Genomic DNA, 26,819 nt, shown 5'->3' on the forward strand with positions numbered 1-26,819 from the left:
AGAACAACGGAAATGACAGATGCAATCCGCTTCATCCTCAATGGCGAGGACGTGACGCTCGGCCAGTTCGGCCCGACGGAGACACTCCTCGACTACCTGCGGCTGAAGCGCAGGATGACCGGCACAAAGGAAGGCTGCGCCGAGGGCGATTGCGGCGCCTGCACCGTACTGGTCGGACGACTGGTCGAAGGCTTCCTGCGCTATGAGACGGTGAATGCCTGCATCCGCTTCCTCGGCTCGCTCCATGGCACCCACGTGGTGACCGTGGAGCACCTCGCCGCCAAGGACGGAACGCTGCATCCGGTGCAGCAGGCGATGGTCGACCAGCACGGGTCGCAGTGCGGCTTCTGCACGCCGGGCTTCGTCATGTCACTCTACGGGCTTTGGCTCTCGAACGACGCGCCGTCTCGAGCCGAGATCGAGAGCGCACTACAGGGCAACCTCTGTCGCTGCACGGGCTACGAGCCGATTGTCAAGGCCGCCGAACAGGTGGCGGCGGCGCGGCCGAGCTCCCTCTTCGACCCGCTGGAGCGCGACCGCACCGAGATCGCAGCCAGGCTCTGGGACATTCGCGCCCATCCCGATACCATCGTCGTGGAGAAGGACGGCGCCCGCTCGATCATTCCGGCAAACCTGCAGGCCTTTGGCGATTTCATCGCTGAGGAGCCCAAGGCTACGCTCGTCGCGGGCTCCACCGATGTCGGACTTTGGGTGACAAAGCAGATGCGCCTGCTTGACCCCGTCGTCTTCATCAATCACCTGACGGAACTGCAGACGATCGCGGCGGACGAAAAGGGCATCACCATCGGCGCCGGCGTGACCTATACCCAGGCCTTTGAGGTGATGGCCGCGGAGATCCCGCAGATCGCCCGGCTAATCGACCGCATCGGCGGTGGCCAAGTGCGTAATATGGGCACGATCGGCGGCAACATCGCCAACGGGTCGCCGATCGGCGACACGCCCCCGCCCCTCATCGCGCTCGGCGCTGAGCTGACCCTGCGCTCCCACAGCGGCAAGCGCACCATGCCGCTGGAGGACTACTTCCTCGCCTATGGCAGGCAGGACCGCATGGCCGGCGAATTCGTTGAGAAGGTCTTCGTGCCCCGCCCGCGGGAGGACGCGTATTTTTCCGTCTACAAGATCTCCAAGCGGCGTGACGAGGACATCTCCGCGCTTTGCGGCGCCTTCAACATCGAGCTGGACATGGAAGGCCGCGTGGAACAGGCCCGCATCGCCTTCGGCGGGATGGCGGCGACGCCGAAGCGGGCGCGCCATGTGGAAGAGGCGCTGGCGGGCGCAGACTGGAATTGGGCGACCGTGTCGGCCGTCCGCGACCTGTTCGACCAGGACTACCAGCCGCTGACCGACTGGCGGGCGACGGCAGAGTACCGCTCGCTGACGGCCAAGAACCTGCTCACCCGCTTCTTCCTGCAAACCGCCGGTGCTCCGACCGAGCTGCACCGGTTCGAGATGGAGGAGGCTTGACCATGGACACTTCGGCCTTTGACCCGAAAAGCACCATCAACGGGCAGATGCATGCTCCGCTGCGGCATGATTCCGCCCACAAGCATGTGACCGGCACGGCTGAATATATTGACGACGTGCGCGAGCCGGCAGACACGCTGCATGCGGCGCTTGGCATGGGGGACCGGGCGCATGCGGAGATCGTCTCCGTAGATCTGGAAGCCGTGAAGGCGGCACCGGGCGTCGTCTGGGTGATGACGGCCGACGACATTCCCGGCTTCAACGACGTCGGCTCGACCGGCCGCCACGACGAGCCGCTGCTGGCGGAAAAGGAGGTGCACTTCCACGGCCAGCCGATCTTCGCGGTGATTGCGGAGACGCGCGACCAGGCCCGCCGAGCAGCGCGCCTGGCGAAGATCACCTACCGCGACCTGCCGCACTGGGCCGACATCGAGGGCGCGCTTGCCAATGGCGAGCCGCTGGTGGTGCAGCCGATGACGCTGACCCGCGGGGAACCGCATACTGAGTTCGACAAGGCGCCGCGCCGCCTGCAGGGCCGCATGGCGATCGGCGGCCAGGAGCATTTCTACCTCGAAGGCCAGATCGCCATGGCGATCCCCGGCGAGGACGACGATGTGACGGTCTGGTCGTCGACGCAGCATCCGAGCGAGGTGCAGCACATGGTGGCGCATGTGCTCGGCGTCGCCAACAACGCGGTCACCGTCAACATCCGCCGCATGGGCGGCGGGTTCGGCGGCAAGGAAACCCAGGGTAATCACTTCGCCTGCCTTGCGGCGGTCGCCGCCAAGAAGCTCGGCCGTGCAGTGAAGTTCCGCCCCGACCGCGACGAGGACATGGCGGTCACCGGCAAACGACACGACTTCCGCGTCGACTACGACGTCGCCTTCGACGACGAGGGCCGCATCCATGCGGTGGATGCCACCTATGCCGCCCGCTGCGGCTGGTGCGCCGACCTATCCGGCCCGGTGACCGATCGCGCCCTCTTTCATGCGGACTCAAGCTATTTCTATCCGCATGTGCACCTGACCTCGAAGCCGCTGAAGACGCATACCGTCTCCAATACCGCGTTTCGCGGCTTTGGCGGCCCGCAGGGCATGCTCGGCGCTGAGCGGGTGATCGAGGAGATCGCCTATGCGCTCGGCAAGGATCCGCTGGAGATCCGCAAGCTGAACTTCTACGGCCAGCCAGGCTCCGGACGCACCACCACGCCCTATCACCAGGAGGTGGAGGACAACGTGATCGCCCGCGTGGTGGAGCAACTGGAAAAGTCGTCCGACTACCAGGCGCGTCGCCGGGCCATCATCGAGTTCAACGAGAACAGTCCCGTCATCCGCAAGGGCATCGCGCTGACGCCGGTGAAGTTCGGCATCTCCTTCACCATGACCGCCTACAACCAGGCGGGCGCACTTGTCCACATCTACCAGGACGGCTCGATCCACCTGAATCATGGCGGGACGGAGATGGGCCAGGGCCTTTACGTCAAGGTGGCGCAGGTGGTGGCCGACACTTTCAACGTCGACATCGAGCGGGTTAAGATCACCGCGACGACGACCGCCAAGGTGCCGAACACCTCGGCCACCGCCGCCTCCTCCGGCTCCGATTTGAACGGCATGGCGGCCTATGATGCTGCGCGGCAAATCAAGGAGCGGCTGATCGACTTTGCCATGCGCCAGTTCGAGGTGGCGCGCGAAGAGGTCGAGTTCCTGCCGAACCGGGTGCGGGTGGGCACCCAAGTAGTGCCGTTCGACACGCTGGTGCGCGCTGCATATTACGACCGCGTCCATCTCTCCGCGGCCGGCTTCTACAAGACGCCGGACATTCACTGGGACCGCGAGGCGGGCCAAGGGCGGCCGTTCTACTACTACGCCTATGGCGCCGCCTGCTCGGAAGTTGTGATTGACACGCTGACAGGGGAATACATGGTGGAGCGGACCGACATCCTCCACGACGTCGGCAAGTCGCTCAATCCGGCCATCGACATCGGCCAGATCGAGGGCGGCTTCGTGCAGGGCATGGGCTGGCTGACGACCGAGGAGTTGTGGTGGGACGACAGGGGGCGGTTGAGGACCCACGCGCCGTCGACCTACAAGATCCCGCTTGCCTCCGACCGGCCGAAGGTTTTCAACGTTAAGCTGGCGGAGTGGTCGCAGAACGCCGAGCCGACGATCGGCCGTTCCAAGGCCGTCGGGGAGCCGCCCTTCATGCTGGCGATCTCGGTGCTGGAGGCGATCTCCATGGCGGTCGCGAGCGTCGCGGGTTACCAGGTCTGCCCGCGGCTTGATGCGCCGGCAACGCCGGAACGGGTGCTGATGGCGGTGGAGCGGCTGAAGGCGCTTTGATGGCTGACGGCCCGCGAATACGGCCGGAGCGACCGGGCGACGAGGACGCCATTCACGACCTCACGGCACGGGCGTTCGAGACGATGCCATTCAGCAGCGGCACGGAGCCCGCCATCATCCGTGCACTGCGGACCTCAGGCGATCTTGTTCTGTCGCTGGTCGCCGAGCAGGACGGGGCTATCGTCGGCCACGTCGCCTTCTCGTCGATCACAATCGACGACACCTGGGACCATTGGTTCGGTTTAGGCCCCATCTCGGTCCTTCCCGAGCTTCAGCGGCAGGGGATCGGCAAGCGCATGATTCAAGAGGGGCTCGAGCGGCTGAAGCAGAGAGGTGCCAAGGGATGCGCTTTGGTTGGCGCACCGGAAGTTTATCGCAGCTCGAGCTTCACCAGCGACGGTTCGCTGCGTTACGCGGGAGTCGACCCGAAATACGTCCAATGGGTCGTCTTTCACGGCGACGCTCCTGAGGGCGAACTCACCTTCGCACCTGCATTCGACGTCAAAGCCGAGTGAGCAAATCCGCTACTGCGCCGCCTGCTCCTGCTGGGCAGCGGAGGCCGGCATGCGGAAGGTGAAGCGGGTCTCGCGCTCATCGGAGTTGACTTCGAGTCGTCCGCCATGCGCTTCGGCGATCTGTGACGCGATGTAGAGCCCGAGGCCAAGTCCCCGCAGGCTGGAACCCTTTTCGCCGCGCTTGAACGGCTGGAAGAGTTTCTCCAGCGCCTCCTGCGGGATCGGGTCCCCCGCATTGGCGACGGACAGGTGCAGCTCACCCTCGGCAATCGTCGCGTTGACCCGGATCGGGTGGTCGGCCGATCCGTGGGTAATCGCATTGCCGAGGAGGTTGGAGAACATCTGCGCGATCCGCTGATGATCCACCGGGACGACATCCGACAGGCGATGATCGAACTCAATGCTCCGCTCCGGATGGCCCGAGCGGATTTCAGACACGACCTGCTCCAACGTCGGACCGAGCGGATTGTCGTGATCCCGTTGCAGCGCAATGCCGCCGCCGAGCCGCCCGCGGGCAAAATCCATGACGTTGTCGATCATGCCGGACATGCGAAGCAGGCTGCTGCGCATGATGTTTAGCACCCGCGTCGACTTCTCCGTCTGCGGTTCGCGCTGAAGAATGCTGATCCCGCCGGTCAGCGAGGCGACGGGATTGCGAAGGTCATGGCCGAGCACCGCGATGAACTGTTCTCGCAATTCCGAGGCCGCCTTTTCGCCGATCAGGCTGGCGCGCGCCGAACTGAGCTTCTCTGCGGCGTCGAACTGGAAGCCGACGAGTTGGGCAAACAACTTGAAAGTCGCCAGTGTCTGGGGATCGCTGAGCTTGGCAGGCTTTGCATCGATAGCGCACAAGGTTCCGAAGAAGCGCCCGTCCGGCAGAGTGATGGGAACGGAGATGTAGCTCTGCAATCGATAGAGGTGCGGCGTGTGGTGGTTGCAGTAGAACGGATCCTCCGCAAAATTGTCGATGACGATCACGTCGCGAAACTGGCGGACTTCGTGGCAGAGCGTCGTCTCGACATCAAGCTCGCCCCCGGCGGGCAATCCGAAGCCGATGTTGTCGAGGACCTGACAGGCGATCCAGCGATCTTCGGTGACACGTGCCACGGCTGCGAAGCCCATGCCCGTGGAGCGGCACATCACTTCGAGGATGCCCGGGATCGCTGCGATCCCCTGCATCACCTCTACGTCCTGCTGAATATCGTTCGCCATCGACCGAGAAGAAAACGCTAAACCCGAAGCCGCCACCCGAGGCGCCTTCCCCTTCCGAAGACTATAGAGCAGTCGATCTAGATTCCAAGACGGCGACGAGCCTCATCGGAGCGCTGTCCGCAACACATAGACCAGAGCGCCGAAGATCATGAGCGGCAGGACGAGGAGCTTGACGAGATAAGCAACCGCTATCGCGATGGAAGCAGAGAAGAGGTCGGCGGAGATCGCCACGCCATCGGTGATGATGCGGGCATTCTCGCTGACGCCGCTGGTGACGGACTGCGCGAGGCCCGAGGCGGCGCCCAAGGTGCCGCTGATGGCCGAGCGCGAGGCATCGACGGCGGAGCCGAGGCGGTCGAGGATGCCGTCCTCTTCGGTGACGGGCGGGGTGGCGGCGAGCGGTTTGGCATCTTTGAGAACCTCCACCTGCTGCTCGACCGCCGCAGGCTCGTATTCTGCATCCATGCGGCGAAACACCTGCGTCGCTCCCTGCCAGGCCTCCTCGGTGATGGCGTTGCCGGCATAGAAGGCAAGCGAATAGGAAGCCGGCAGAAGAATGGCGCCGAGCGCCCCGATCACCACCACCGAACGCGACAGCCTTTCCAGCGCCGGCGGAACGGAGCGCGTTGATAGAAGCAGGAGCGCCGAGAGAGCGGCGACCACGGCAAGCACGGTCGAGGCCGTCTTCGCCACCGGCACCAGGACCAGCGACAGGATGCCGGACGCCACGGCCAGGTAGAAGAGCAGATCCGCCATCCGGTCGATCGTGTTGGTGACCGGCTACAGCAGCTGGCCAGGGCTTGCGGTGACTGAGGCAACACCGACGCCGCCGGTGACGTCCGCATCCTTCGCCACGCTCATCAGCGAATTGGCGACGCGCAGCGTACCGTAGAGCGCGCCGGTTGCAACTGTCACCTCGCGGCTGAACCGGGCAGCGACATCGGCGAGCGGATTGACGAAGAACATCGCGGTGGCGAGGCCGCCGATCAGCAGCCATGCAACAGCATGGAGACGTTTGTTCATGATGGCTTCCCGGTTGGTCCGGGCAAACCTAGCACATCATGGTCGAAGCCACACGGGCATCCTCAGGATCCGGAAGCCTCTGCCGGGAGGCGGAGAGTGATCACCTTGTCGCGGCCCGATCCCTCCGCCCGTTAAGGCGCATCGTCGGCACAGGTGACGAGAACATCCAGCGCCGAAGCGTCAACCTCTCCGGACGCAAGGCCTGCGCTTGCCGTCAGTCTTTCCGCGCCTGAATGGCCCCAGGCGAAGCGGGATTGAGCGAAGGCCAAAGGGGACGTCCTCCGTGATATTCAGCGCCGCTTGGTCCGCTACGTCCGGCAGAAAGAGAACAAATTCCTCGCCACCCCATCGTCCGGCAAGGTCCTGCGGTCGTGAATTGGCCGGAAGGATCTCAGCAGAGCCGGATGACGCCCGCCTCATCGATGCCGATGATGCCGTCGGCAATCTCAGAGACGATCTTTCTATAGAGGTCCTGCGATGCAGGAATGAGAGAAGCAATCGAGAAGTTGTTTGTCATGGTGCCCGACAGCGCGCCGCGCAGAATTATGCGACGGATTGAACCGCCCCAAGAATCAGGGACCAAAGGCTAAGAAGATTTTAACTACGCCCCCGCCGCCAGACCGGGAGGCGCGGAGGGCGATGCACGCCAATATCTGTCTGTGCTATAGCGTGCGACCATGCCCGAGAAATCCCTCCCCACCTTTCTGGCCGCTCATCCCAACACCGTCCTCGTCGAGATCGCTGACGCTCGCGGGTCCACGCCGCGCGATGCGGGCACCGTCATGCTGGTGAGCCAGGCCGACATCTGGGGGACTATCGGTGGCGGACGGCTGGAGTTTCTGGCGATCGACAACGCGCGCGCCATGCTCTCAGGGAGCGGCCAGGCTGTGATGGAAGTCCCGCTCGGTCCGGAAATCGGCCAGTGCTGCGGCGGTCGCACGCGGCTGGCGTTTTCGCCGCTGACGCCGGCTATTGCCGAGAGGCTGAAGGAGCGGCTGCTGAAGGAGGAGCGACAGCATCCATCCGTCTTCCTGTTCGGTGCAGGCCATGTGGGGCTGGCGCTTGCTCAAGCGCTTCGTCCGCTGCCCCTCTCGGTGACGGTAGTGGAGACGCGGCAGGAAGCGCTGCAAGACCTGCCGCCGGACGTGGCGAGGCGCTGCGTCGCCATGCCAGAAGCGGTGGTGGCGGAGATCCCGCCGGGTGGCGCGGTCGTCATGCTAACCCACGACCACGCGCTGGACTTCCTGATCGCGCGCGAAGCGCTATCGCGGACTGACCTCGCCTATGTCGGGATGATCGGCTCGCAGACCAAGCGCGCCACCTTCGCCGGCTGGCTGAAGCGCGAGGGCTTGGACAAAAGCCTCATCGACCGCCTCGTACTTCCGATCGGCGGCAGCAGCGTGCGCGACAAGCGGCCGGCCGTGATTGCCGCACTGGTGGCCGCTGAACTGCTGACACTCCTGTCGTAGCAGCCGCTCAGAGGCTGCGCGGCGGGAACGTGAACAGTGCCTCGCGCCAGGCGCGTCTCCGGCCGGCATCTTTCTGGATCGACCTTCCGTCGCGAAGACCGATATCGCGCAGGACATCCTCCGACAAATCCTCCAGATCAATTCTCTTTCTGGGTCGGCGCGGCGGTGCAAGCATGAACAGCAGCCCTGCCGGTCGGGGCGGATAAAAGCGCACCTTCCGCAGATCATAGGATAAACTATCGAGAATAGACATCTGAGCCCACTTTCGCTGGAGAAATGTGAGCGTATGATGCGCCGTCACGCGGCTGCGCACCAATTGAATAATAAGCATCTTGGATCAAGAGAGCTTATGCATGAAGATGTCACGGCAATATCCGCTCAATGCACTCCGCGTCTTCGAATCAGCTGCCCGCCACATGAGCTTCACCAAGGCGGGCGATGAGCTCGGGCTGACCCAGACGGCCGTAAGCTACCAGATCAAGCTGCTCGAGGACATGCTGGGGGAACAGCTGTTTTTGCGCCGGCCTCGCCAGGTGAGCCTGACGGAAGCCGGCATCCGGCTGGCGCCGAAGATCACGGAAGCCTTCTCCATCATTTCAGACGCACTGGCAGGCATGAAAGATGCGTCGCAAGGCACCCTGACGATCCACACGACCGCGACCTTCGCCGCGCGCTGGCTGGCACGCTATCTTGGTACCTTCCAGCTGGAGAACCCGGGTATCGCAGTCCGGCTGGAAACCTCTCAGGAAATCATCGACTTCTCCAAAACCGCAGCGGACATTGCCATCCGCTCCGGCACCGGCGTCTGGCCCGGACTGAAGGCGCATTTCCTGATGAAGAGCCAGTTTACGCCGATGCTGAGCCCCACGCTTGCCGCCACAGTTGGCGGCGTCGAGAAACCCGAGGACCTGCTGAAGCTGAGACTGATCGACCCCGACGATCCCTGGTGGCGGCTCTGGTTTGCCGCCGCGGGTCTTCCCGACGTCGACCTGTCCGGCCGGCCCGCCAGCCGCTTCGGCGCACAGGCTTTCGAGGCGGCAGCGGCCGTCGCCGGCCACGGAGTGGCGATCCTGATGCCGGACTTCTATTCTGACGACGTCGCGCTCGGACGTATCATCCAGCCCTTCGATCTGCTCGCCTATGATGGGACCGACTATTGGTTGGCCTATCGGAAGAACCGCCGCAACGCACCGAAGGTTCGTGCCTTTCGCGATTTCATGCGCAAGACGATGCCGACCTTCCAAGACTGAGCGCCGCTCGTGTCCGGAGGCGGGGTCCGCATCTAGAACGCCATCGGCGGCGCGTAGAAGCAGCGCAACGTCTCTTCCGTGGGATAGAGGCAGAGATGGTGCTCGGCGTCCCTTGAACGGCGCGCCTTGCTCTGCGGCAGGGTGAAGTGATGTGGCCGGGTGACCAGTCGGTGGTCGCCGGGACCAAGAGAGATCTCGTAGCCTCGTTCGGTGATCTTGACGTTCTTCGTCGATATCATCTGGCAGTCGCCATTGTGGCCATCGCCGTTGCAGCAGAACTTGTCGTATTGCCAGCCGGCCGGCGCGTCGTGCGATCCTGCAGGCAAGGCGGCAAATAAGAGGCTTTGCGCCAGGATGAAGGTCATCGGTATGCTTCGCATGGGTCATTCTCCGTTGACGGACGATCAGCATCGGCGAAAGCGCAGCACCCCCCATGCAGACACCGGCTGATGGCATGCGCTGCGGATGCAGGAAACGCGAATATTCGCGCATACGCTTTGCCACTTTCTCCCAAGAGCCCTGGCTCCTGTGGTACGCTGCGGCAACCGGGGCACAGACACGAATTCCCTCCGGCCGGTCATTTATCTCCGGCGTGAATCTGACGCCGCAGCCCCTTCCCTCTCCCGCCAATTTTTCGCAATGTGCCGAGTCGGGGGAAGGTCTCCTGAGGGATTTGCAAATGTATGAATATGCCGTGACCTGGGAATGGCTGTCGCTTGCGGCACGCTGGCTGCATGTGATCACCGCCATCGCCTGGATCGGCTCGTCCTTCTACTTCATCGCGCTTGATCTCGGGCTGGTGAAGCGGCCGCATCTGCCAGCCGGCGCCTATGGCGAGGAATGGCAGGTACACGGCGGCGGCTTCTACCACATCCAGAAATACCTGGTGGCGCCGGCACAGATGCCCGAGCACCTGACCTGGTTCAAATGGGAAAGCTACATGACCTGGCTTTCCGGCTTCCTGATGCTGGCGATCGTCTATTATGCCGGCGCGGACCTCTTCCTCATCGACCCGCATGTGATGGAGCTGTCCCAATGGCAGGCGGTCGCCATCTCGCTCGCCTCGCTCGCGGTCGGCTGGATCGTCTACGACCAGCTCTGCAAGTCGCCGATCGGCCGCAACACCTGGGGCCTGATGGTGCTTCTCTACGTCGTGCTGGTGGCGATGGCCTGGGGTTACACGCAGGTCTTCACCGGCCGCGCCGCCTTCCTGCATCTCGGCGCCTTCACCGCCACCATCATGTCGGCCAACGTCTTCTTCATCATCATTCCCAACCAGAAGGTCGTGGTGGCAGACCTCATCGCCGGCCGCACGCCGGATCCGAAATACGGCGTCATCGCCAAGCAGCGTTCGTTGCACAACAACTACCTGACGCTGCCCGTCATCTTCTTCATGCTGTCGAACCATTATCCGCTGGCGTTTGCGACCCAGTTCAATTGGATCATTGCGGCACTCGTCTTCCTGATGGGGGTGACGATCCGGCACTGGTTCAACACCACCCATGCCCGCAAGGAGAAACCGACCTGGACCTGGCTTGCCACCGTCATCCTCTTCATCCTGATCATGTGGCTTTCGACCGTGCCGAAGGTGCTGACGGGCGAAGAGGATGCCGCAGCACTTTCACCGATCCAGCAGCGTTTCGAATCGAATGCCCACTTCGAGGCTGCGCGTGACGTGGTGCTGTCGCGCTGCTCCATGTGCCATGCGGCCGAACCTGTCTGGGAGGGCGTCAACTTCCCGCCGAAATCCGTGAAGCTGGAGACCGACGGCGAGATTGCGGGGCACGCTCGCGAGATATACATCCAGGCCGGCCGCAGCCACGCCATGCCGCCCGGCAACATCACAGAGATTTCGGCGGAGGAGCGTCAATTGCTCACCGCCTGGTATGAAAGCACAGTTTCGCAATGACGAAGACCCTGATCCGCGGCCGCCTGCTGACCTTCAAGCGGGCGCCGATGAGCCTGACCGATACCGAGAGCTACGCCTACGAGCACGACGGCGGCCTGTTGATGGACGACGGCAAGATTGCCGCGATCGGGGAGTATGCGCAGGTGAAGGCTACGGCCCCGGCGGATGTCGAGGAGACCGACCATCGGCCGCATCTCATCCTGCCGGGCCTGATCGACACGCATCTGCACTTCCCGCAGATGCAGGTTATCGCGTCCTACGCCGGCAGCCTTCTGGAGTGGCTGAACACCTACACCTTCCACGAGGAACTGCGCTTCGTCGATACGGATCATGCAACACGGATCGCCGGCCGTTTCTACGACGAACTGCTGCGCCATGGCACGACCACGGCAGTGGCCTATTGCTCCGTTCACAAGACCTCCGCCGACGCCTATTTCGCCGAGGCGATGAAGCGTGGCATGTGCATGGTCGGCGGCAAGGTGATGATGGACCGCAATGCGCCGCAGGGCCTGCTCGACACGCGGCAGATGGCCTATGACGAGACCCGTGCGGTGATCGCCGACTGGCACGGCAAGGGCCGCAACTATGTCGCCATCACGCCGCGCTTCGCCATCACCTCGACGCCGGAGCAGATGGAGGTGGCGCAGGCACTGGCGAAGGAGTTCCCGGACCTCCACATCCAGACGCATCTGTCGGAAAACCTCGACGAGATCCGCTACACCTGCGAACTCTATCCGGAGGCGAAGGACTACACCGACATCTACGCCCATTACGGTCTACTGGGGGACAAGACGCTTCTTGGCCACGCGATCCACCTTTCCGACCGCGAAGCGGACGTTCTGAGCGAAACCGGCTCGGTCGCCGTCCATTGCCCGACCTCCAACCTCTTTATCGGCTCCGGCCTGTTTCCGCTGAACGCCATTCGCCGGCGCGAAAAGCCCGTGCGGGTGGGAGTGGCGACGGATATCGGCGGCGGCTCGAGCTATTCCATGCTGCGCACGATGGACGAAGCCTACAAGATCCAGCAGGTCCAGGGCGAGCGGCTGAACCCGCTGGACAGCTTCCACCTGATGACCCGCGGCAATGCCGAGGCGCTCTCGATGGTCGACCGGATCGGGACCCTAGAGGTCGGCACCGATGCCGACCTCGTGGTGCTGAACGCCGCCGCCACACCCGCCATGGCGCTGAGGATGGAAACGGTGACGACGCTGCCAGAGGAGCTCTTCCTGCTGCAGACCATGGGCGATGATCGGGCGGTGGCGGAAACCTACGTGGCGGGCAAGGCGATGAAGCGAAGCCTTGGTTCATAACTCTTCAGGCGCACTTCGGCTTCTGCATACTTCGAACGTCATGGTGCGTCTTTTTTGCTGACGTCTTCAAATGACTCATGCTAGCTGACCATGAGACTGCGCCGGGGGAGGAAATTCCGATCATGTCCAAGCCGCTGACCATCGCCGACCTGAAGACGCACGCGCGGCGCCGGGTGCCGAAGATGTTCTTTGACTATGCCGACAGCGGCTCCTGGACCGAAGGAACCTACCGCGCCAACGAGGAAGACTTCGCCAAGGTGAAGTTACGCCAGCGCGTACTGGTAGACATGACGAACCGCTCGCTCGCCACCACGATGGTTGGCCAGGAGGCATCGATGCCGGTGGCGCTGGCGCCGACCGGGCTTTGCGGCATGCAGCACGCCGACGGCGAGATGTTGGCGGCCAAGGCTGCGGAAGAATTCGGCGTCCCCTTCACCCTCTCCACGATGTCGATCTGCTCGATCGAGGACGTGGCATCGGTGACGTCGAAGCCCTTCTGGTTCCAGCTCTATGTGATGAAGGACCGCGACTTCATCAACAACCTGATCGACCGGGCCAAGGCGGCGAAGTGCTCTGCTCTGATGCTGACGCTCGACCTGCAGATCCTCGGCCAGCGCCATAAGGATCTCCGAAACGGGCTCTCTGCCCCGCCAAAGTGGACGCTTCACCACGGAATGCAGCTTGCGACGAAACCGTTCTGGTGCATGGACATGCTGCGCACCAAGCGCCGCGGCTTCGGCAACATCGTCGGCCACGCAAAGAACGTCTCCGACCTTTCCTCACTGTCCTCCTGGACCGCGGAGCAGTTCGACCCGCAGCTCTCGTGGAAGGACGTCGCCTGGATCAAGGAACGCTGGGGCGGTAAGCTGATCCTTAAGGGGATCCTCGACGAGGAGGACGCGCGCGCCGCCGCCGAGACCGGCGCCGATGCCATCATCGTCTCCAACCACGGCGGACGGCAGCTGGACGGTGCCCTCTCCTCGATCAGCATGCTGCCGCGGATCGTGGACGCCGTCGGTGACCGTATCGAGGTCCATCTTGATGGCGGCATCCGCTCCGGCCAGGACGTGCTGAAAGCCGTGGCGCTCGGCGCCCGCGGCACCTATATCGGCCGTCCCTATCTTTATGGGCTGGGCGCCATGGGCAAGGCAGGGGTGACGACGGCGCTGGAGATCATCGGCAAGGAGATGGACGTCACCATGGCCCTCTGCGGCAAGCGGGACATCCAGACCGTGGACCGCAGCGTGATTGCGGAGACGCGGCTTTAAGCAACAGTATCCTTGAGGGTGTAGCTGTGTGTACATATTGCACAGATGAAGAGTGCTGACGGAATCGCCGCGCTTGAGAAGAACGGTTGGCGTGTAGTTGCCCGAAAAGCAGCCACGTGCAGATGAAGCAATCGTTCAAGCCATGCCGTGTCACTGTGTCTCACCCGAACGCGACATCCCGGTCGGCACCCTGCAAAGCATCGAGAAACAGTGGGTCTGAAACTAAGGCGAGCAGATCAGCTACATCGCCTCATTCACAAGGAAGAAGGCAGCGATTACGGCGTCTCGTTTCCTGATTTTCCGGGCGTCGTCACAGCTGGCGTGACGCTGGATGAGGCAAGACATCTTGCCGAAGAGGCACTGTCCTTTCACGTCGAAGGATGCTTGAGGATGGCGATACGCTACCGGAGCCTGCACCCTTCGAAATCGTGATGAGCGACCCCGCCAATTGAGACGGCCTCCCATCCTCGTCTCGGTGAAGAGCCAGAGACTCGGGCAGTGCGCATCAACATCACCTTGCCCGAGGACGTCCTGAGGAGGGTCGATGCGTTCGCTTCTCGTCAAGACGACGCGGTCGCGGTTCCTTGCAGGAGCGGCGCGACATGAAATGGAGCGAGAAGGCGGCCCGCTCTAAGCGAGCAGACACAACTCCGGGCGCTTGAGACTATTCGCCCTCTTCCAGCCTCGCCTCAACCTTCTTGCGGCTGTTGCCGACGTCGTGCACGGCGTCCTTGACCTCTGCCTTGGACACACCTTCCTTGTCGGCTTCGTAGCGGACTTCGTAGTCCTGTCCGGCAGCGACGCGGGCTCGATCTTGCGCCCGTCCGCGGTTCGTGTGGCTCATCGTCAGATCCTCCTGAATGCTGTTACGCAAGTAGAATCCTCGGCGATTCAAAAGGTTCCGGACGAGCGGCGGATAGTGAGGAGTGCGCCTGAGCGTTCAGAAGCTGAGGGCCGTCTAGCACCAGCCGCCGATGGAACCGGGGCGCTTGGCGAGGCCCTCCCGCACGAGCACGTCCGACAGCGACACGCCGTTGCGCATGATGGCGCGGATCTTGTGGCCGCCGCTGTCTTCATCGCCGGCACTGGCAGCGATGATGTCGAAGGGCCCGGAGTCAAGGAAGGCTCGGATCCGAAGCTTCGCGTCGCTCGCCTTGATTCGCTCGGCTTCGCACCGCGGCTTCTTGATGTCTGGTACCTCGATGCCGGCGATCCTGATCGTCTCGCCCTTAAGCATGAAACGATCAGCGGCGATAACACAGTCATCCTGCTTGGCCGTGCCGCACAGAAAGAACTTTGTCTGATGGCGGCCACCGGACGCCTCCGGGGCGTGCGGCTTGATCGCTGCAGACCTCACGGCAGACGCGCGGCTGGCTTCAGGCTTGCCGATTGGCGCCGGCGGGCTGATGGCCGCCGTCTGCATGCCGTCATGGCGCTGGTGCACCGCGATCCTCTTGCTCTCGCGCTCACCTTGACCGACCGGGCGCTGCGGCACCGGGACATGTCTGGCTGCGGACTGAGGACGATGCGCCGTCCGCTCCGCCGGCGTTTTGGCAGCTTCGCGCGAGGCCGTGAGGGCCTGCTTCCCGTCCATGACGGACGCCGCGAAACGCCGCAAGGCGATGGAGTTATCGTAGGCTGCGATGCCGCCGACCACTGCCACGAGCGCCACGCCCCACATCCAGGTGGAACTGCCGCCATGGCTTGCGGAGCGCTTCCTGCTCCCGCCGCCCTTGCGTGCCGTCTTGCGTTTCGGTCCCGCCATCTCGCCCTCTCATCGACTCGCGGCAGAGTATGGGTGCGCGATGGTTTCCGAAAGGTTTCCGCGGGTCCCTTACCCGGGGTTCAACTGCCCCGGTAGGTGGAGTAGCCGAAGGGCGAAAGAAGCAGCGGGACGTGATAATGCGCCGTCGTATCGGCGATGCCGAAGCGGATTGGGATGACATTGAGGAAGGCGGGCTCCGGCAGGTTGTGCCCCGTCATGCGCAGGTAGTCTCCGGCGTGGAAGACCAGCTCGTATTCGCCGGCCTGGAAGGCATCGTCGGCAAGAATCGGCCCGCCATCGACACGGCCATCGGCATTGGTGTCGACGCTCTTCACTTTTTCACGCCCGTTGCCCGAAAGCCGGTAAAGGTCGATCTTCAGCCCCTGTGCCGGGACGCCTCGCGCCGTATCCAGGACATGGGTGGTGAGGCCGGTCATAGGCTTGGCTCCTCGATCAAATAGGGTCTCTCGTAGGCGGATTCTTCCAGGTTCGTTTCCGGCCGATCGCGGTCGACCACCAGGAAATCACTGACATCCCCGAGCGCCATCAGCGGGTGATGCCAGACGTTGCGACGGTAGTTCACCCCTTGGCTGCCGGTGGCCAAGAAGACCTGCGGCGGGCCGGGCCGTCCATCCTCATCCTCAGCGACGGCGACGAGGAAGGGACGCCCCGAGAGCGGCGAGAAGCTCTGGCTGCCGAAGGGATGGCGCTCCATCATGGCGATCGCGTAAGGAAAGCGCCGCGGCTGGCCGCGGAACAGGCTGATGATGACATTCTCGCCTGCGGCCTCGGCAACCGAGAGACGGTGGAAGCGCTCGGTTGTGCCGCCGTTGATCAGCCGCACCGTAGAAGGATCGGCTTCCAGGACTTCACCGAAGGGCGCGAATGTCACGGCCGTTAAGGGACGAATAGGGAGTTCGATGGGCAAAGGGATCATTCTCCCTGGATATGCGGGTGGCGGAGCTGGTCGATCTGTCGGACAAGCTTCGGCAGGTAAGACTGCACCGTCTCCCATATGATACGCCAATCCAGCCGGTCATATTGGTGAACCACGAGGTTGCGCAGCCCCTGGATCTTGCTCCAGGCGGTCTCCGGTTGCTCGGACGCAATGTCCGGAAACAACGTCTGGATACGTGCAGCGGCGGTCGCGAGTAAAACGAAGGTCGTCGCTACGGCACGCTGATGCAAGAGATCCTGCTCGAGTTCCCCAAGGCTCACCTCCTCAAGGGATTCGATCGCTTCCCGCGCCGCCTCCTCCATATCGATAACGTTATCGAGCAGGCGCTCTTCCGGTGTCATATGGTGCGCGCTTCGGTAAGTATCCGGTCGCGCATCCGCGCCTTCAGGCCACTGGCTGTGACCACGTCGACCCGGCAAGGCAGTAGATCCTCCATCTCGGCTTGAAGCCCTCCGAGATCGAACAAGGTCATGCCGGGCAGAGCATCGATCAGGATATCGAGATCGCTGTCTGACCCGTCCTCACCCCGCGCAACAGAACCAAAAACACGCCGATTGGGCGCCCTGCGACGGGCCGTTGCAGCGCGGATCGCTTCTCTGTTCTGCTCCAGCACCTCGGAAGGTCTCATGGTCAAGTCACTCCTGATGCCGTCAATATAGGCGATCGGAGACAGGCTGGAAAGAACATGCCGCTCATCCCTCCGGGAGAAGCGCTGCCAGACGAAGGCTGGCGATGCGTTCGACTTGGGCTGCTGCGGTCCCGAACTCCTGCTCCGGGCTGTTGTGGATCCGCCTCTCGAAGGCCTCGAGGATCTCGTGCTTGTCGAGACCCTTGACGGCGATGATGAAGGGGAAGCCAAATTTCTCCGTATAGGCAGTGTTGAGATCGGTGAAGCGGGCGTGCTCCTGCGGGGTCAGACGGTCAAGGCCGGCGCCCGCCTGCTCATTGCGGCTGTCTTCCGTCAGTTCTCCCGCGATGGCGAGCTTGCCGGCGAGGTCGGGATGGGCCCGCAGCACGCCAAGCCGTTCCTCGCGGCTTGCCTGCCGGAACACGCTCACCATCGCTTCATGAATGCCCTTTGCGGTCAGCGGCACAAAGATCATGCCGCTGTCATAGGCACGCTCCGCGATGAAGGGCGAATGTTCGAAGACACCGCCGAAGCGGGCGATGAAATCCTCGCGGGCGGTCATGCAGCGCCTCCGGGCTTGTGATGCTCGTGCCAGTGGCGGGCGACCTCGATCCGCTGCGGGATCCACACCTTCTCGTGGGACAGGACGTATTCGATGAAGCGACGAAGCGCGGCGGCGCGGCCGGGACGCCCGACGAGGCGGCAGTGCAGGCCGACGGACATCATCTTGGGCGCGCCTTCCTTGCCCTCCTGGTAGAGCACGTCGAAGGCATCCTTCAGGTACGTGAAGAACTGGTCGCCAGAGTTGAACCCCTGCGGCGTGGCAAACCGCATGTCGTTCGTTTCCAGCGTGTAGGGGATGATCAGGAACGGCTTGCCGCCGAGACCGGGCACCCAGTAAGGCAAGTCATCCGCATACGAGTCGGACGAGTAGAGGAAGCCGCCCTCCTCTATCACCAGCCGCAGTGTGTTGTCGGACGGCTTGCCCTGGTACATGCCGTAGGGGCGCTCGCCCGTCAGTTCCGTGTGCAGGCGCACGGCCTCGCGAATGTGCTCGCGCTCTTTCTCCTCCGGGAAATCCTTGTATTCCAGCCAGCGGTAGCCGTGGCTGGCGATTTCCCAGCCTGCCTCTCTCATCGCCGCAACCGCTTCCCGATTGCGCGCCATGGCAAGTGTCACGCCGTAAACGGTCGTCTGCACCTTGAGTTCGGTGAACATCCGCCATAAGCGCCAGAATCCGGCACGCGAGCCGTATTCGTAGATCGACTCCATGTTGAGGTTGCGCTGCCCCGGCCAAGGAGCGGCGCCGACAATCTCCGACAGAAGGTTTTCCGAGGCCGAATCGCCATCGAGGATGCTGCTTTCGCCGCCCTCTTCGTAGTTGATGACGAACTGGACGGCGACATGGGCGCCGTCCGGCCACTTCGGATCGGGCGGGTTCCGGCCATAGCCGACGAGATTGCGGGGATAATCGTTCACGGACATCAAATCACCTTGTGAAACATGGTGATGACGGTAGCCAGCCGGTCCGCCGCTGTCGAGACGGAAACGACAGCTAGCGACCCGATCAGGACGGCTGTTTCGCAAGCGCCAGATGACTGACGAAGGTGAAAGATGCCGGGACGTCCATCGGCCGACCGGCCATGGCCGACAGGGCTGCATCCGCCAGCCGGTGGGCGATGCCGAAACTGACCTTGAAGCCGCCGGTCAGTGCGATGAGCTCAGGGTGATCGGTATGCGGCCCGACCATGGGCTCCCGGCCGATGGCTTTCGGGCGAAGGCCCGCCCAACGTTCGACAACCTCCGCCTGACACAAGGTCGGAACCAACTGGCGCGCGCGCTCAATCAGGTCGTCCAGCTTTTCATCCGTTCCGAAGGGCGCTTCGAACTCTTCCTCGCTGGTGCTGCCCACCGCTACCATGCCGTCGTCATGGGGAACGACGTAAAGCCCGTTGAGGAAGATCACCGGCTGCGCCGGGTCCATAACGGCCTTCAGGAGCGCCGCCTGCCCCTTGACCGGGCGGCCAAGCGAACGTGGCAAAGGCGCGCCAACCCTATCCAGCGTGGGAAATGACGCAGGTCCTGCCGCGACCACGCAGTGGCCGAAGGAGATCTCGGCGCCATCCTTCATCACAACGCCTTTCTGCTCCGGCGCGACGCGAGCGACCGGCGCCCCTTCGATCACCGTCACATGTTTGGCCGTGCGCAGGCGCTCCGCCAAGACCGACATCAGCATGCGCGGCGAGACGCGCCCGGCGAGCGTCTCGTGAACCACCCCCGCTTCGGTAAAGGCCGGATCGAGACCGAAGCTCTCCGACGCATCCAGCACGTTCCACGCAAAGTCGCGGCCGTCGGCGCGCCAGTTCTCATTTGCCCCCTCCCGGTGCCGCAGCGCGATCTCCCGCAGATGCGGTTTTGGCAGCGGGATCAGCCGCCCCGAGCGGCGATAGCCGCAGGATCGGCCGGTTTCTAGCTCAAGCTGCTCAATCTCCGCTTCCAGCGAAACGAGCGCATCGAACTGGAACTGCTTCTTGTCGTTCCAGCGGTCCGGCACATGCGCCATAAGCGCGCCAAGCAGTCCACCGCTTGCGCCGCTGGCGATCCAGTCAGCTTCTAGCAGAAGCGTCGGGATGCCGAGCCGATCGGCCTTGAGGGCGGCCCAGAGGCCCATGATGCCGCCGCCGATGATGACGAGGTCCTTCTGCGAGGGAAGCGATTGACCGGCCCGGCCGGCGAGACTATCGGCTGAGGTCATGAGCGACGAGATTTCCAAGGATGGTGGCGAAGGCCTTCAATGGCATGAGGGCGATATGCCCTTTTCCACCCAGTTTGGCGACCACTTTTATTGCCGCAGCGACGGGCGGCTCGAATGCGGCCACGTCTTTCTTGCCGGCAACGGCTTGCCGGAGCGGTGGCAGGCCAGCGGCAATTTCCGCATCGGCGAACTGGGCTTCGGCACCGGCTTGAACTTCTGCGAAACCTGGCGTCAGTGGAAGCGTAACTGGCGGCCGGGCTCAAGCCTCCACTTCACCTCCTTCGAGCTCTACCCTATGCAGGCTCAAGAGATCGACCGTGCCTTGTCCCACTGGTCGGAAATCGAAGACGAGCGACGGGCCCTGGTCGAGGCCTGGCCGGCGGAGCCGCAGGGACGGGTGGAGATTATTGCCGACGAGCAGACGCGGCTGACGGTTTCCATCGGGCCTGCGCTGGAGGGTGTAAGCGCAGAATCGGCATGCTTCGACGCCTGGTTCCTCGATGGCTTCGCTCCGTCCCGCAATCCGGAAATGTGGTCGCCGGAACTGATGCAGGCGATCCATGACCACACCCGGCCGGGAGGCAGCTTTGCCACCTATGCCGCAGCGGGCTTCGTGCGGCGCAACCTCCAGGCGGCAGGCTTTGCGGTCGAGCGGCGACCGGGCTTCGCCGGCAAGCGCGAGATGCTGTGCGGGCTCAGGACTATGAACGGGACGACCTAGAGGCGCCCGCATCTCCCAGCCACTGGCGAATCTTCTGCTCGAGCAATTCCGGACTGATGGGCTTCGACATGTAGTCGTCCATGCCGGCGGCGAGGCAGAGTTGCTTGTCGCTTTCCAGCGCATGCGCCGTCACGCCGATGATCGGCACATGGCCGCCGGTCTGCTTTTGCAGTTCACGGATCTTCTGAGTCGCCTGATGCCCGTTCATCACAGGCATGGAGACGTCCATGAGGATCAGCGAAGGGTTCTTCTCCTGCCAGGCCTCGACAGCCTTGGCGCCGTTCTCTGCAATCTCGAAGCGCCAGCCCGTCGCCTGCAGGATCTGCGTGAAGACGATCTGGTTGACGTCGTTGTCCTCCGCCACCAGCACGTCGAGCTCGGGCGCTGCGCGAGCGGCAGGCGTCGATGCGCTGATAGGACTGACCGCGTCAGGCACGGCTGCAACGGGCCCAGCAACGACGGGCGTCGATTGCTGCGTCATGGCCGCGTTCCGCTTGATGCGTACGGCGCGCACCACTTCGATGACCGTTGCCCTCAGAAGGTTTGCCCGCGCCGGCTTCATCAGATGCGCCTGGATGTTGAGGGCGGCGAAGGTCGCCTCGTCGCCGGCCATGTCCATAGAGGTGAGGAAGATGACCCCGACGCCATCGAAGCGATGGTCGCCGCGGATGCGGCGGGCGACGTCGAGACCGTTCATCTCCGGCATGTGATAATCGAGCACAACCGCATCAATGGTGATGCCCAGACGTGCAGCCTCGCCCATCACCGCCAGCCCCTCCGCACCGCCGTCGGCCGCCACCGTATCAAAGCCCCACATGGTGAGCTGTTCGGTCAGGATACGTCGGTTGACGGCATTGTCGTCGACCACGAGCACGCGCGCGCCCGCCGTGTTGACCGGCAGCGTCGTGTTGCTCTTGCGCTCGCTGACCACCTGGAAGGGCAGATAGACGGTGAAGACCGAGCCCTTGCCCACCTCGCTCGACACGTCGATATGGCCGCCGAAGAGATCGACGAGGCCTGCGGTGATGGCCAAGCCAAGACCCGTACCCTCATGACGGCGGGTCGAGGAGGTATCGACCTGAGAGAACTTCTCGAAGACCGACTTCAGCTTCTCGTCGGGGATTCCGAGTCCGGTATCCTCGATCCGCACGCTCAGCATCATCTCCCCTTCGGCAAGTGCCTCCGAGTGAAGGTCGATGAAGACGTGACCCTTATCGGTAAACTTGACTGCATTACCGACGAGATTGGTGATGATCTGGCGGAAGCGGCCTGCATCGCCCTGCACCGTTTCCTTGACCGAGGCGTCGCCCCGGACGATCAGCTCGATGTCCTTTTCCGCTGCCGAAGACGACAGAAGCGTCGCGACGTCCTCTATCGCCTCCACCGGATCGAAGGGCGCCTTGCGCAGCTTCATCTGTCCTGCGTCGATCTTGGAGAAGTCGAGGATGTCGTTGATGATCGTGAGCAGCGCGTTGCCGGACTTGACGATGATGTCGATGAAGGTCTTCTGCCGCGTATCGAGGTTGGACTTCGCCAGCAGTTCGGCCATGCCGAGGACGCCGTTCATCGGCGTGCGGATCTCGTGGCTCATGTTGGCTAGGAACTCCGACTTCGCCTTGTCGGCAGCCTCGGCCCGTTGAACGAGCCGCGTCAGTTCCCGTTCGCGCTCCTTGACGTCGGTGACGTCGGTGAAGACGGCAAGCCAGTGGTCGCTGCCGCTGAGATTGGCTTCGACCTGGATCCACTTGCGGCCTTCGATCTTGAAGGTCGCCTCGACGGATTTGCCCTGGCTGACATCCTCTTCCCAGGCGCGCAATGTCTCCATCGCCTCGTCGGTGGGACCGAGATCGCCGCGCTTGACGCAGTGGCGGAAGAGGTCGCGCCACAAGGCCCCGGGATCGCCGAGCTCTTCCGGGATGTCGAGCATCGTCGGAAGCGCATTGTTGGAGAAGACGATCGTGCCCTCGTGCAGGATCAATAGCCCCTGCGACATGGCGCTCGTCGCCTCGCGCATCAGCGCGCCCTGGCGGTCGAGCGCCTGCTGGGCTGCCCGCACCTCTTCGTCGCGCTTGCGGATCGCGGTGATGTCCGTGTAGCTGAGCAGCAGTTTTTCACCGGTCAGCCGCGTGCCGGAAATCAGGATGACGCGCCCCTGGGCGCTGCGAACCTCGATCGGCGGCTGCTCGCCATCATGGGTGAGATCGGCAATCCGCTGGTCGTAGATCTCCTCGAAGCTCTTGCCCGTGTGGGCGTAGATGCCGTTGTCGAAATTGGCCTGGAGGAAGTCGCGATACGGCCGGCCGATCAGTTCGAACCGCTCTCCTGCATCCCAGAAGCCGTAAAAGGCCGGATTAACGTATTCGAAGCTCAGATCACGGTCGAGGATGGCGATCCCGACGGGGATACCGCCGAGGATGGTCTGCATGTCTTGGCGCAGCTTTTCCGCGTGCTCCGTCGCCTGCTTGTAAGGCGTGATATCGGTGATCGAGCCGACCAGATGCGGCTCGCCTTCCGCATCGACCACCCGCATCTGACGGGTCAGAACAGGAACGACGCGGCCATCCGGAAAAGTCTTGTCCTCCGCCTTCTCAGCGGCTTCCGAGCCCGCCAAGATTCGCTCGTTCTCCGTCTGGCTGCGCTCCGCCTTCCACGGAAACATCTCGGCATCGGTCTTGCCGAGGATGTTGTCGCGCTTGTCGCCGAACATCTGTTCGTAGGCGGCGTTGACGAATTCCAGCCGCTGCTTGCTGTCGCGCATGAAGACGGCCACCGGCAGGTCTTCCAGCACGGCGCGCAGCAGCTCGGTTTCGCCGAAATTCTTGCGCAGGAGATGCTCCTGCTCCTTGAAGTCGGTGACGTCGGAGCGAAGTGCGATGACGAGACCGTTGTCCAGCCTTTTGTTGATGCTCTTCAGCCAGCGCCCGTCGAGCAACTGCTCCACCGTTTCCGAATAGGGCAGGCCGAAGGTCTTGACGCGCTCATCCACCCAGGCTGACTTTTCGGGAGGCTGGCGGCCGGCCAGCCGCGGGCTGTTCTTGACCCGCTTCTCGTAAATCTCCTCGAGGATCTTCTCGAACCTCAACCCGTGCCGAAGCGAGACGCCAAACGTGTCGAAGAAGTCAGCAAGCTGCGCGTTGTAATAGATCAGCGCATTGGTCTCGTCATAAATCCCGATACCGACATCGAGAAGGTCGAGCGCGTCCTCGAGCTGCAGATCCTGCCATTGTCCGTCTGCGTCCAAGCGCATGTCCTCTCCCCTCCCCTGTGGCGCAACCAGCCGCGTCACCTTGCCCGTCTCCTCTACGGGGCTGAAACGACCGAACACGAAGGTCCGGTCGTCTTCGGTGACGAAGCGCTCGATTGCGATCTCGAAGACCGGCCCGCCACCGGTCTCGACGAACTGCGCCTTCTCTTCCGTTCCGAAGATCAGTGCGCGACACTCCTTGTCGCGCCGGTCTGCGCCGCCGGTGGCAATTTCGACGGTGCGGGTGGGCTGACCGAGAAGCTCTTCGGGCACGGCATCGAACAGTGCCGCATAGGCGCCGTTGACCGCGACGTAATTGAGTGCGCTGTCCTTGATGAAGGCGGGCTCACGCACATCGTCGATCCGCGCGCAGGCCGTCTCCAGCAGTTGACCCTGCATCCCCACCGTCTTCCGCTCCAACCGCATTCGGCCGGTGCCGCGCGATTTGTGTTGTGCTCCGATTCGGGAATAACACCATAGCGAGCGTTAACAACTTCTTGAGACGGTGGTCGGCGCCGCCCAAAGGTCCGCAATCCCGCCGATTTCGCGCTCTTGATTCCTTTCCGCCGCTCCTCACGGTTCCGCCACGCGATTGCCGTCGCGCCGACACAGTTCCCGCTGAGGCTGCAAAATTCTGCAGCATCTTCAACCGTGGCGCGGTGGCAGCCCGCGAGTCCGTTCAGCCTGCGTTCATTCGCATTCCTTCAAAGTGCTTGCATCGTGGCCGACGCTGCTTGCGTGCCCTGGAGAGGGAAAGGAACAAGAGATGTCCATGTTCAAGAAATTCACCACCGCGGGCCTGGTCGTTCTGTCGACGGCCGGCGCGCTTTCGGCAACCGCACCGGCAGCCCATGCAGGCGGCCGTCACCATAGTGACGACGTCTGGGTCGGCGTCGCAGCCGGACTGGCCGGCGGCCTGATCGGCGGCGCGATTGCGTCGCAACCGCGCCCTGCCCCTATCTACGTGGAGCCGCAGTACGAGTATGCGCCGCCGCCGCGCCGGGTCTACCGCCGCACCTACTACCGTCCCGCACCGCGTTGCCACTTCGAATGGGTGGAAAACGAGTGGGGCGAAGCCTACCGCGCGCGCGTCTGCTACTGAGCAGCCAGGACCTCTCGTCGAAGCCCGTCTCCGCAAGGACGACGGGCTTCTTGCATTCGGGCGTCGCAAAATCGTCACTTGACTTTGCGCCGCCGTTCCACCACATGACGCTCAGCTTTCACCTTCCGGCCGCCGCGTGAGCTGGCCCTGCGACAACCGATCGCGAAGAAGGAACAAGGCGCACAGATAGATCTCCCTCGCCCCCGAGGGTTTACGCGCTGGGAAGCAATTTCCAACAAACAAGTTCCCACTTCACGCGGGGTTCTTGACGCCAAGGGCAAACCGGACGGCATGGTGTCGTACCCGGTCGTGCGCTTTTGGCGCCCCGAAAAGGTATTCGACTTGACGAATTTCCATGAGCTTGGCCTCGCCAAGCACCTCGTAGCCACCCTTTCCACCCTCGGTTACGAAAACCCGACGCCGATCCAGGCGCAGGCTATCCCGCATCTCCTCGAAGGCCGCGACCTGATCGGCCTTGCCCAGACGGGCACCGGCAAGACGGCCGCATTCGGCCTGCCGCTGATCGAGATGCTGTCGAAGGACCCGAAGCGTCCCGACAACCGCACCACCCGCACCCTGATCCTGGCTCCGACCCGCGAGCTGGTAAACCAGATCGCCGTCAACCTGAAGAGCTATGTCCGCGGCATGCCGCTGAAGATCAATTCGGTTGTCGGTGGAGCTTCCATCAACAAGCAGCAGCAGATGCTGGAAAAGGGCACCGACATTCTCGTCGCGACCCCCGGCCGCCTGCTCGACCTCGTCGCCCGCAAGGCGATCGGGCTCACCACCGTCCGCTACCTCGTGCTCGATGAAGCGGACCAGATGCTGGACCTCGGCTTCATTCACGACCTGCGCAAGATTTCCAAGATGGTGCCGAAGCGCCGGCAGACGCTGCTCTTCTCCGCCACTATGCCGAAGGCGATTGCCGAACTGGCCGGTGAATACCTGGCGGATCCGATCCAGGTCTCCGTGACGCCTCCTGGCAAGGCTGCCGACAAAGTCGAGCAGTATGTGCATTTCCTCGGCGGCAAGAACGACAAGACCGAACTGCTGAAGCAGACGCTGACTGCCAATGCCGACGGCCGCGCGATCGTCTTCATGCGTACCAAGCACACCGCCGAGAAGCTGATGAAGCATCTCGACCAGGTCGGCTACTCGGTTGCCTCCATCCACGGCAACAAGAGCCAAGGCCAGCGTGAACGGGCGTTGAAGGGATTCCGCGAAGGCGAGATCCAGACGCTGATTGCGACCGACGTCGCTGCACGCGGCATCGATATTCCGGGCGTCACCCACGTCTTCAATTACGACCTGCCGGAAGTGCCGGATGCCTATGTCCACCGCATCGGCCGTACCGCACGCGCCGGTCGTGACGGCATCGCCATCGCCTTCTGCACGCCGGAAGAAACCGGCCTGCTGCGCGACATCGAGAAGCTGATGGGCATCGAGATCACCACCGCCTCCGGGGAGCGGCCGGAAGGCCTGAACCGGCCGGCGCGGGGCAACAACAACAAGCGCGGCGGTAACCGTGGCCGCGGCGGCAACGGCCAGCCGGCCGGCGGCGAAGGACGTCCGAGACGCGAACGCCCTGCCCGGAAGCCGTTCTTCGCAGCGGACGGTGAGGGACGTAGCGAGGCTCCGGAACGGCAAGCCCAGCCGAACGGCAACCGCGCGGCGCGCAACGATCAGCGCAAGGAACACCGCAAGGGCAATGCGCCCGCGGCACACGGCGCGCATGAGAGCGCCAACCAGCGCAGCCGCAACGGCCACGGCCGCCCCGCCCAGAAGGGCAGCGGCAACCCCGGCCCGGTCCGCTTCGGCGGCGACACCGGTGGCAACGAAGGCCGCAAGCGTCGTCCGGCCTGAGCT

At 63.4% G+C, this 26,819-nt stretch carries 27 protein-coding genes and 1 pseudogene; 12 read left to right on the top strand and 16 right to left on the bottom strand.

All coding sequences use genetic code 11. The features are described 5' to 3' along the window. Positions 1-12 precede the first annotated feature (12 nt). Genes xdhA through MUU54_RS11655 form a run of 3 tightly spaced genes read left to right on the top strand, consistent with a single transcriptional unit; the run spans position 13 to position 4,339 of the window. Positions 13-1,485 (top strand): xanthine dehydrogenase small subunit, encoded by a 1,473-nt coding sequence (xdhA, locus tag MUU54_RS11645; protein WP_247244181.1) that lies wholly within the window; start codon positions 13-15, stop codon positions 1,483-1,485. A 2-nt stretch (positions 1,486-1,487) separates the two neighbouring features. Continuing rightward, entirely contained in the window at positions 1,488-3,824 is a 2,337-nt protein-coding gene (gene xdhB, locus MUU54_RS11650) for a xanthine dehydrogenase molybdopterin binding subunit (protein WP_247244182.1), read from the top strand. Further along, positions 3,824-4,339 carry a GNAT family N-acetyltransferase gene (locus MUU54_RS11655; protein WP_247244183.1) on the top strand — a complete coding sequence of 172 codons (516 nt, stop codon included), beginning with the start codon at positions 3,824-3,826 and terminating at the stop codon, positions 4,337-4,339. The genes xdhB and MUU54_RS11655 overlap by 1 nt, the downstream gene beginning before the upstream one ends. A gap of 9 nt (positions 4,340-4,348) precedes the next feature. Here MUU54_RS11655 and MUU54_RS11660 read toward each other — a convergent pair whose 3' ends face one another. The 5 genes from MUU54_RS11660 to MUU54_RS24590 all read right to left on the bottom strand — a co-directional run bounded on the left by MUU54_RS11660 (position 4,349) and on the right by MUU54_RS24590 (position 7,091). Next, positions 4,349-5,518: a GAF domain-containing sensor histidine kinase gene (locus tag MUU54_RS11660; protein ID WP_247244252.1), complete on the bottom strand. Its 1,170-nt coding sequence runs from the start codon at positions 5,516-5,518 to the stop codon at positions 4,349-4,351. Between the two features lie 135 nt (positions 5,519-5,653). Continuing rightward, on the bottom strand, positions 5,654-6,307 hold the full coding sequence (locus MUU54_RS11665; RefSeq protein ID WP_247244184.1) for a hypothetical protein: 654 nt from the start codon (positions 6,305-6,307) through the stop codon (positions 5,654-5,656). Positions 6,308-6,331: 24 nt separating this feature from the next. Further along, entirely contained in the window at positions 6,332-6,574 is a 243-nt protein-coding gene (locus tag MUU54_RS11670; protein WP_247244185.1) for a hypothetical protein, read from the bottom strand. 180 nt (positions 6,575-6,754) lie between these two features. After that, complete coding sequence (locus tag MUU54_RS11675; RefSeq protein WP_247244186.1) at positions 6,755-6,994, bottom strand: diguanylate cyclase domain-containing protein; 240 nt, start codon at positions 6,992-6,994, stop codon at positions 6,755-6,757. Next, positions 6,966-7,091 carry a hypothetical protein gene (locus MUU54_RS24590; RefSeq protein ID WP_281433300.1) on the bottom strand — a complete coding sequence of 42 codons (126 nt, stop codon included), beginning with the start codon at positions 7,089-7,091 and terminating at the stop codon, positions 6,966-6,968. The genes MUU54_RS11675 and MUU54_RS24590 overlap by 29 nt, the downstream gene beginning before the upstream one ends. 160 nt (positions 7,092-7,251) lie before the next feature. Between MUU54_RS24590 and xdhC the strand changes: the two genes are divergently transcribed. Together xdhC and MUU54_RS11685 are read left to right on the top strand one after the other, a co-directional pair. Then, positions 7,252-8,043 carry a xanthine dehydrogenase accessory protein XdhC gene (gene xdhC / locus MUU54_RS11680; RefSeq protein ID WP_247244187.1) on the top strand — a complete coding sequence of 264 codons (792 nt, stop codon included), beginning with the start codon at positions 7,252-7,254 and terminating at the stop codon, positions 8,041-8,043. Positions 8,044-8,396: 353 nt separating this feature from the next. After that, positions 8,397-9,293, top strand: coding sequence for a LysR substrate-binding domain-containing protein (locus MUU54_RS11685; RefSeq protein ID WP_247244188.1), 897 nt, complete (start codon positions 8,397-8,399; stop codon positions 9,291-9,293). A 32-nt stretch (positions 9,294-9,325) separates the two neighbouring features. On the opposite strand, the gene MUU54_RS11690 is transcribed toward MUU54_RS11685, so the two are convergent. Continuing rightward, a complete protein-coding gene (locus MUU54_RS11690; protein ID WP_247244189.1) occupies positions 9,326-9,673 on the bottom strand; it encodes a hypothetical protein in 348 nt (115 codons plus the stop codon). A gap of 299 nt (positions 9,674-9,972) precedes the next feature. On the opposite strand from MUU54_RS11690, the gene puuD reads away from it, so the two are divergent. From puuD to MUU54_RS24990, 4 genes and pseudogenes are all read left to right on the top strand, one after another. Next, positions 9,973-11,202 (top strand): urate hydroxylase PuuD, encoded by a 1,230-nt coding sequence (gene puuD / locus MUU54_RS11695; RefSeq protein ID WP_247244190.1) that lies wholly within the window; start codon positions 9,973-9,975, stop codon positions 11,200-11,202. Then, the gene (guaD, locus tag MUU54_RS11700) at positions 11,199-12,512 is read left to right on the top strand and encodes a guanine deaminase (RefSeq protein WP_247244191.1); all 1,314 of its coding nucleotides are present in this window, start codon (positions 11,199-11,201) and stop codon (positions 12,510-12,512) included. Before puuD ends, guaD begins: the two co-directional genes overlap by 4 nt. A gap of 122 nt (positions 12,513-12,634) precedes the next feature. Further along, on the top strand, positions 12,635-13,780 hold the full coding sequence (locus tag MUU54_RS11705; protein WP_247244192.1) for an alpha-hydroxy acid oxidase: 1,146 nt from the start codon (positions 12,635-12,637) through the stop codon (positions 13,778-13,780). 216 nt (positions 13,781-13,996) lie between these two features. After that, positions 13,997-14,414 (top strand): annotated as a pseudogene (locus MUU54_RS24990) (type II toxin-antitoxin system HicB family antitoxin). 30 nt (positions 14,415-14,444) lie between these two features. Here MUU54_RS24990 and MUU54_RS11715 read toward each other — a convergent pair. The 9 genes from MUU54_RS11715 to MUU54_RS11755 all read right to left on the bottom strand — a co-directional run bounded on the left by MUU54_RS11715 (position 14,445) and on the right by MUU54_RS11755 (position 19,886). Continuing rightward, entirely contained in the window at positions 14,445-14,624 is a 180-nt protein-coding gene (locus tag MUU54_RS11715) for a DUF3606 domain-containing protein (RefSeq protein ID WP_376742085.1), read from the bottom strand. A gap of 114 nt (positions 14,625-14,738) precedes the next feature. After that, entirely contained in the window at positions 14,739-15,545 is an 807-nt protein-coding gene (locus tag MUU54_RS11720) for a hypothetical protein (RefSeq protein WP_247244193.1), read from the bottom strand. 80 nt (positions 15,546-15,625) lie between these two features. Next, positions 15,626-15,982 carry a hydroxyisourate hydrolase gene (uraH, locus tag MUU54_RS11725; protein WP_247244194.1) on the bottom strand — a complete coding sequence of 119 codons (357 nt, stop codon included), beginning with the start codon at positions 15,980-15,982 and terminating at the stop codon, positions 15,626-15,628. Next, entirely contained in the window at positions 15,979-16,473 is a 495-nt protein-coding gene (locus MUU54_RS11730) for an ureidoglycolate lyase (RefSeq protein WP_247244195.1), read from the bottom strand. The genes uraH and MUU54_RS11730 overlap by 4 nt, the downstream gene beginning before the upstream one ends. A 5-nt stretch (positions 16,474-16,478) precedes the next feature. Beyond that, the gene (locus MUU54_RS11735) at positions 16,479-16,844 is read right to left on the bottom strand and encodes a HepT-like ribonuclease domain-containing protein (RefSeq protein ID WP_247244196.1); all 366 of its coding nucleotides are present in this window, start codon (positions 16,842-16,844) and stop codon (positions 16,479-16,481) included. After that, complete coding sequence (locus MUU54_RS11740) at positions 16,841-17,131, bottom strand: nucleotidyltransferase family protein (RefSeq protein WP_247244197.1); 291 nt, start codon at positions 17,129-17,131, stop codon at positions 16,841-16,843. The genes MUU54_RS11735 and MUU54_RS11740 overlap by 4 nt, the downstream gene beginning before the upstream one ends. A gap of 64 nt (positions 17,132-17,195) precedes the next feature. Then, complete coding sequence (gene uraD / locus MUU54_RS11745; RefSeq protein ID WP_247244198.1) at positions 17,196-17,693, bottom strand: 2-oxo-4-hydroxy-4-carboxy-5-ureidoimidazoline decarboxylase; 498 nt, start codon at positions 17,691-17,693, stop codon at positions 17,196-17,198. Then, positions 17,690-18,616: an allantoinase PuuE gene (puuE, locus tag MUU54_RS11750; RefSeq protein ID WP_247244199.1), complete on the bottom strand. Its 927-nt coding sequence runs from the start codon at positions 18,614-18,616 to the stop codon at positions 17,690-17,692. Before puuE ends, uraD begins: the two co-directional genes overlap by 4 nt. An 82-nt stretch (positions 18,617-18,698) precedes the next feature. Then, positions 18,699-19,886, bottom strand: a complete 1,188-nt coding sequence (locus tag MUU54_RS11755) for an NAD(P)/FAD-dependent oxidoreductase (protein WP_247244200.1) — start codon at positions 19,884-19,886, stop codon at positions 18,699-18,701. Between MUU54_RS11755 and mnmC2 the strand changes: the two genes are divergently transcribed. Next, entirely contained in the window at positions 19,885-20,607 is a 723-nt protein-coding gene (gene mnmC2, locus MUU54_RS11760; protein ID WP_247244201.1) for a tRNA (5-methylaminomethyl-2-thiouridine)(34)-methyltransferase MnmC2, read from the top strand. The genes MUU54_RS11755 and mnmC2 overlap by 2 nt on opposite strands. Here the strand turns inward: mnmC2 and MUU54_RS11765 are convergent. Further along, complete coding sequence (locus MUU54_RS11765; RefSeq protein ID WP_247244202.1) at positions 20,588-24,250, bottom strand: PAS-domain containing protein; 3,663 nt, start codon at positions 24,248-24,250, stop codon at positions 20,588-20,590. The two genes, mnmC2 and MUU54_RS11765, sit on opposite strands and share 20 nt — an antisense overlap. Positions 24,251-24,623: 373 nt before the next feature. Here MUU54_RS11765 and MUU54_RS11770 point away from each other — a divergent pair, with 373 nt between their 5' ends. Together MUU54_RS11770 and MUU54_RS11775 are read left to right on the top strand one after the other, a co-directional pair. Then, positions 24,624-24,953 carry a hypothetical protein gene (locus MUU54_RS11770; protein ID WP_376742086.1) on the top strand — a complete coding sequence of 110 codons (330 nt, stop codon included), beginning with the start codon at positions 24,624-24,626 and terminating at the stop codon, positions 24,951-24,953. A 342-nt stretch (positions 24,954-25,295) separates the two neighbouring features. Beyond that, positions 25,296-26,816, top strand: a complete 1,521-nt coding sequence (locus MUU54_RS11775; protein WP_247244204.1) for a DEAD/DEAH box helicase — start codon at positions 25,296-25,298, stop codon at positions 26,814-26,816. Positions 26,817-26,819 lie beyond the last annotated feature (3 nt).

It is taken from the genome of Pseudorhizobium tarimense, from assembly GCF_022968135.1.
GTDB classification, from domain to species: Bacteria; Pseudomonadota; Alphaproteobacteria; order Rhizobiales; family Rhizobiaceae; genus Neorhizobium; species Neorhizobium tarimense.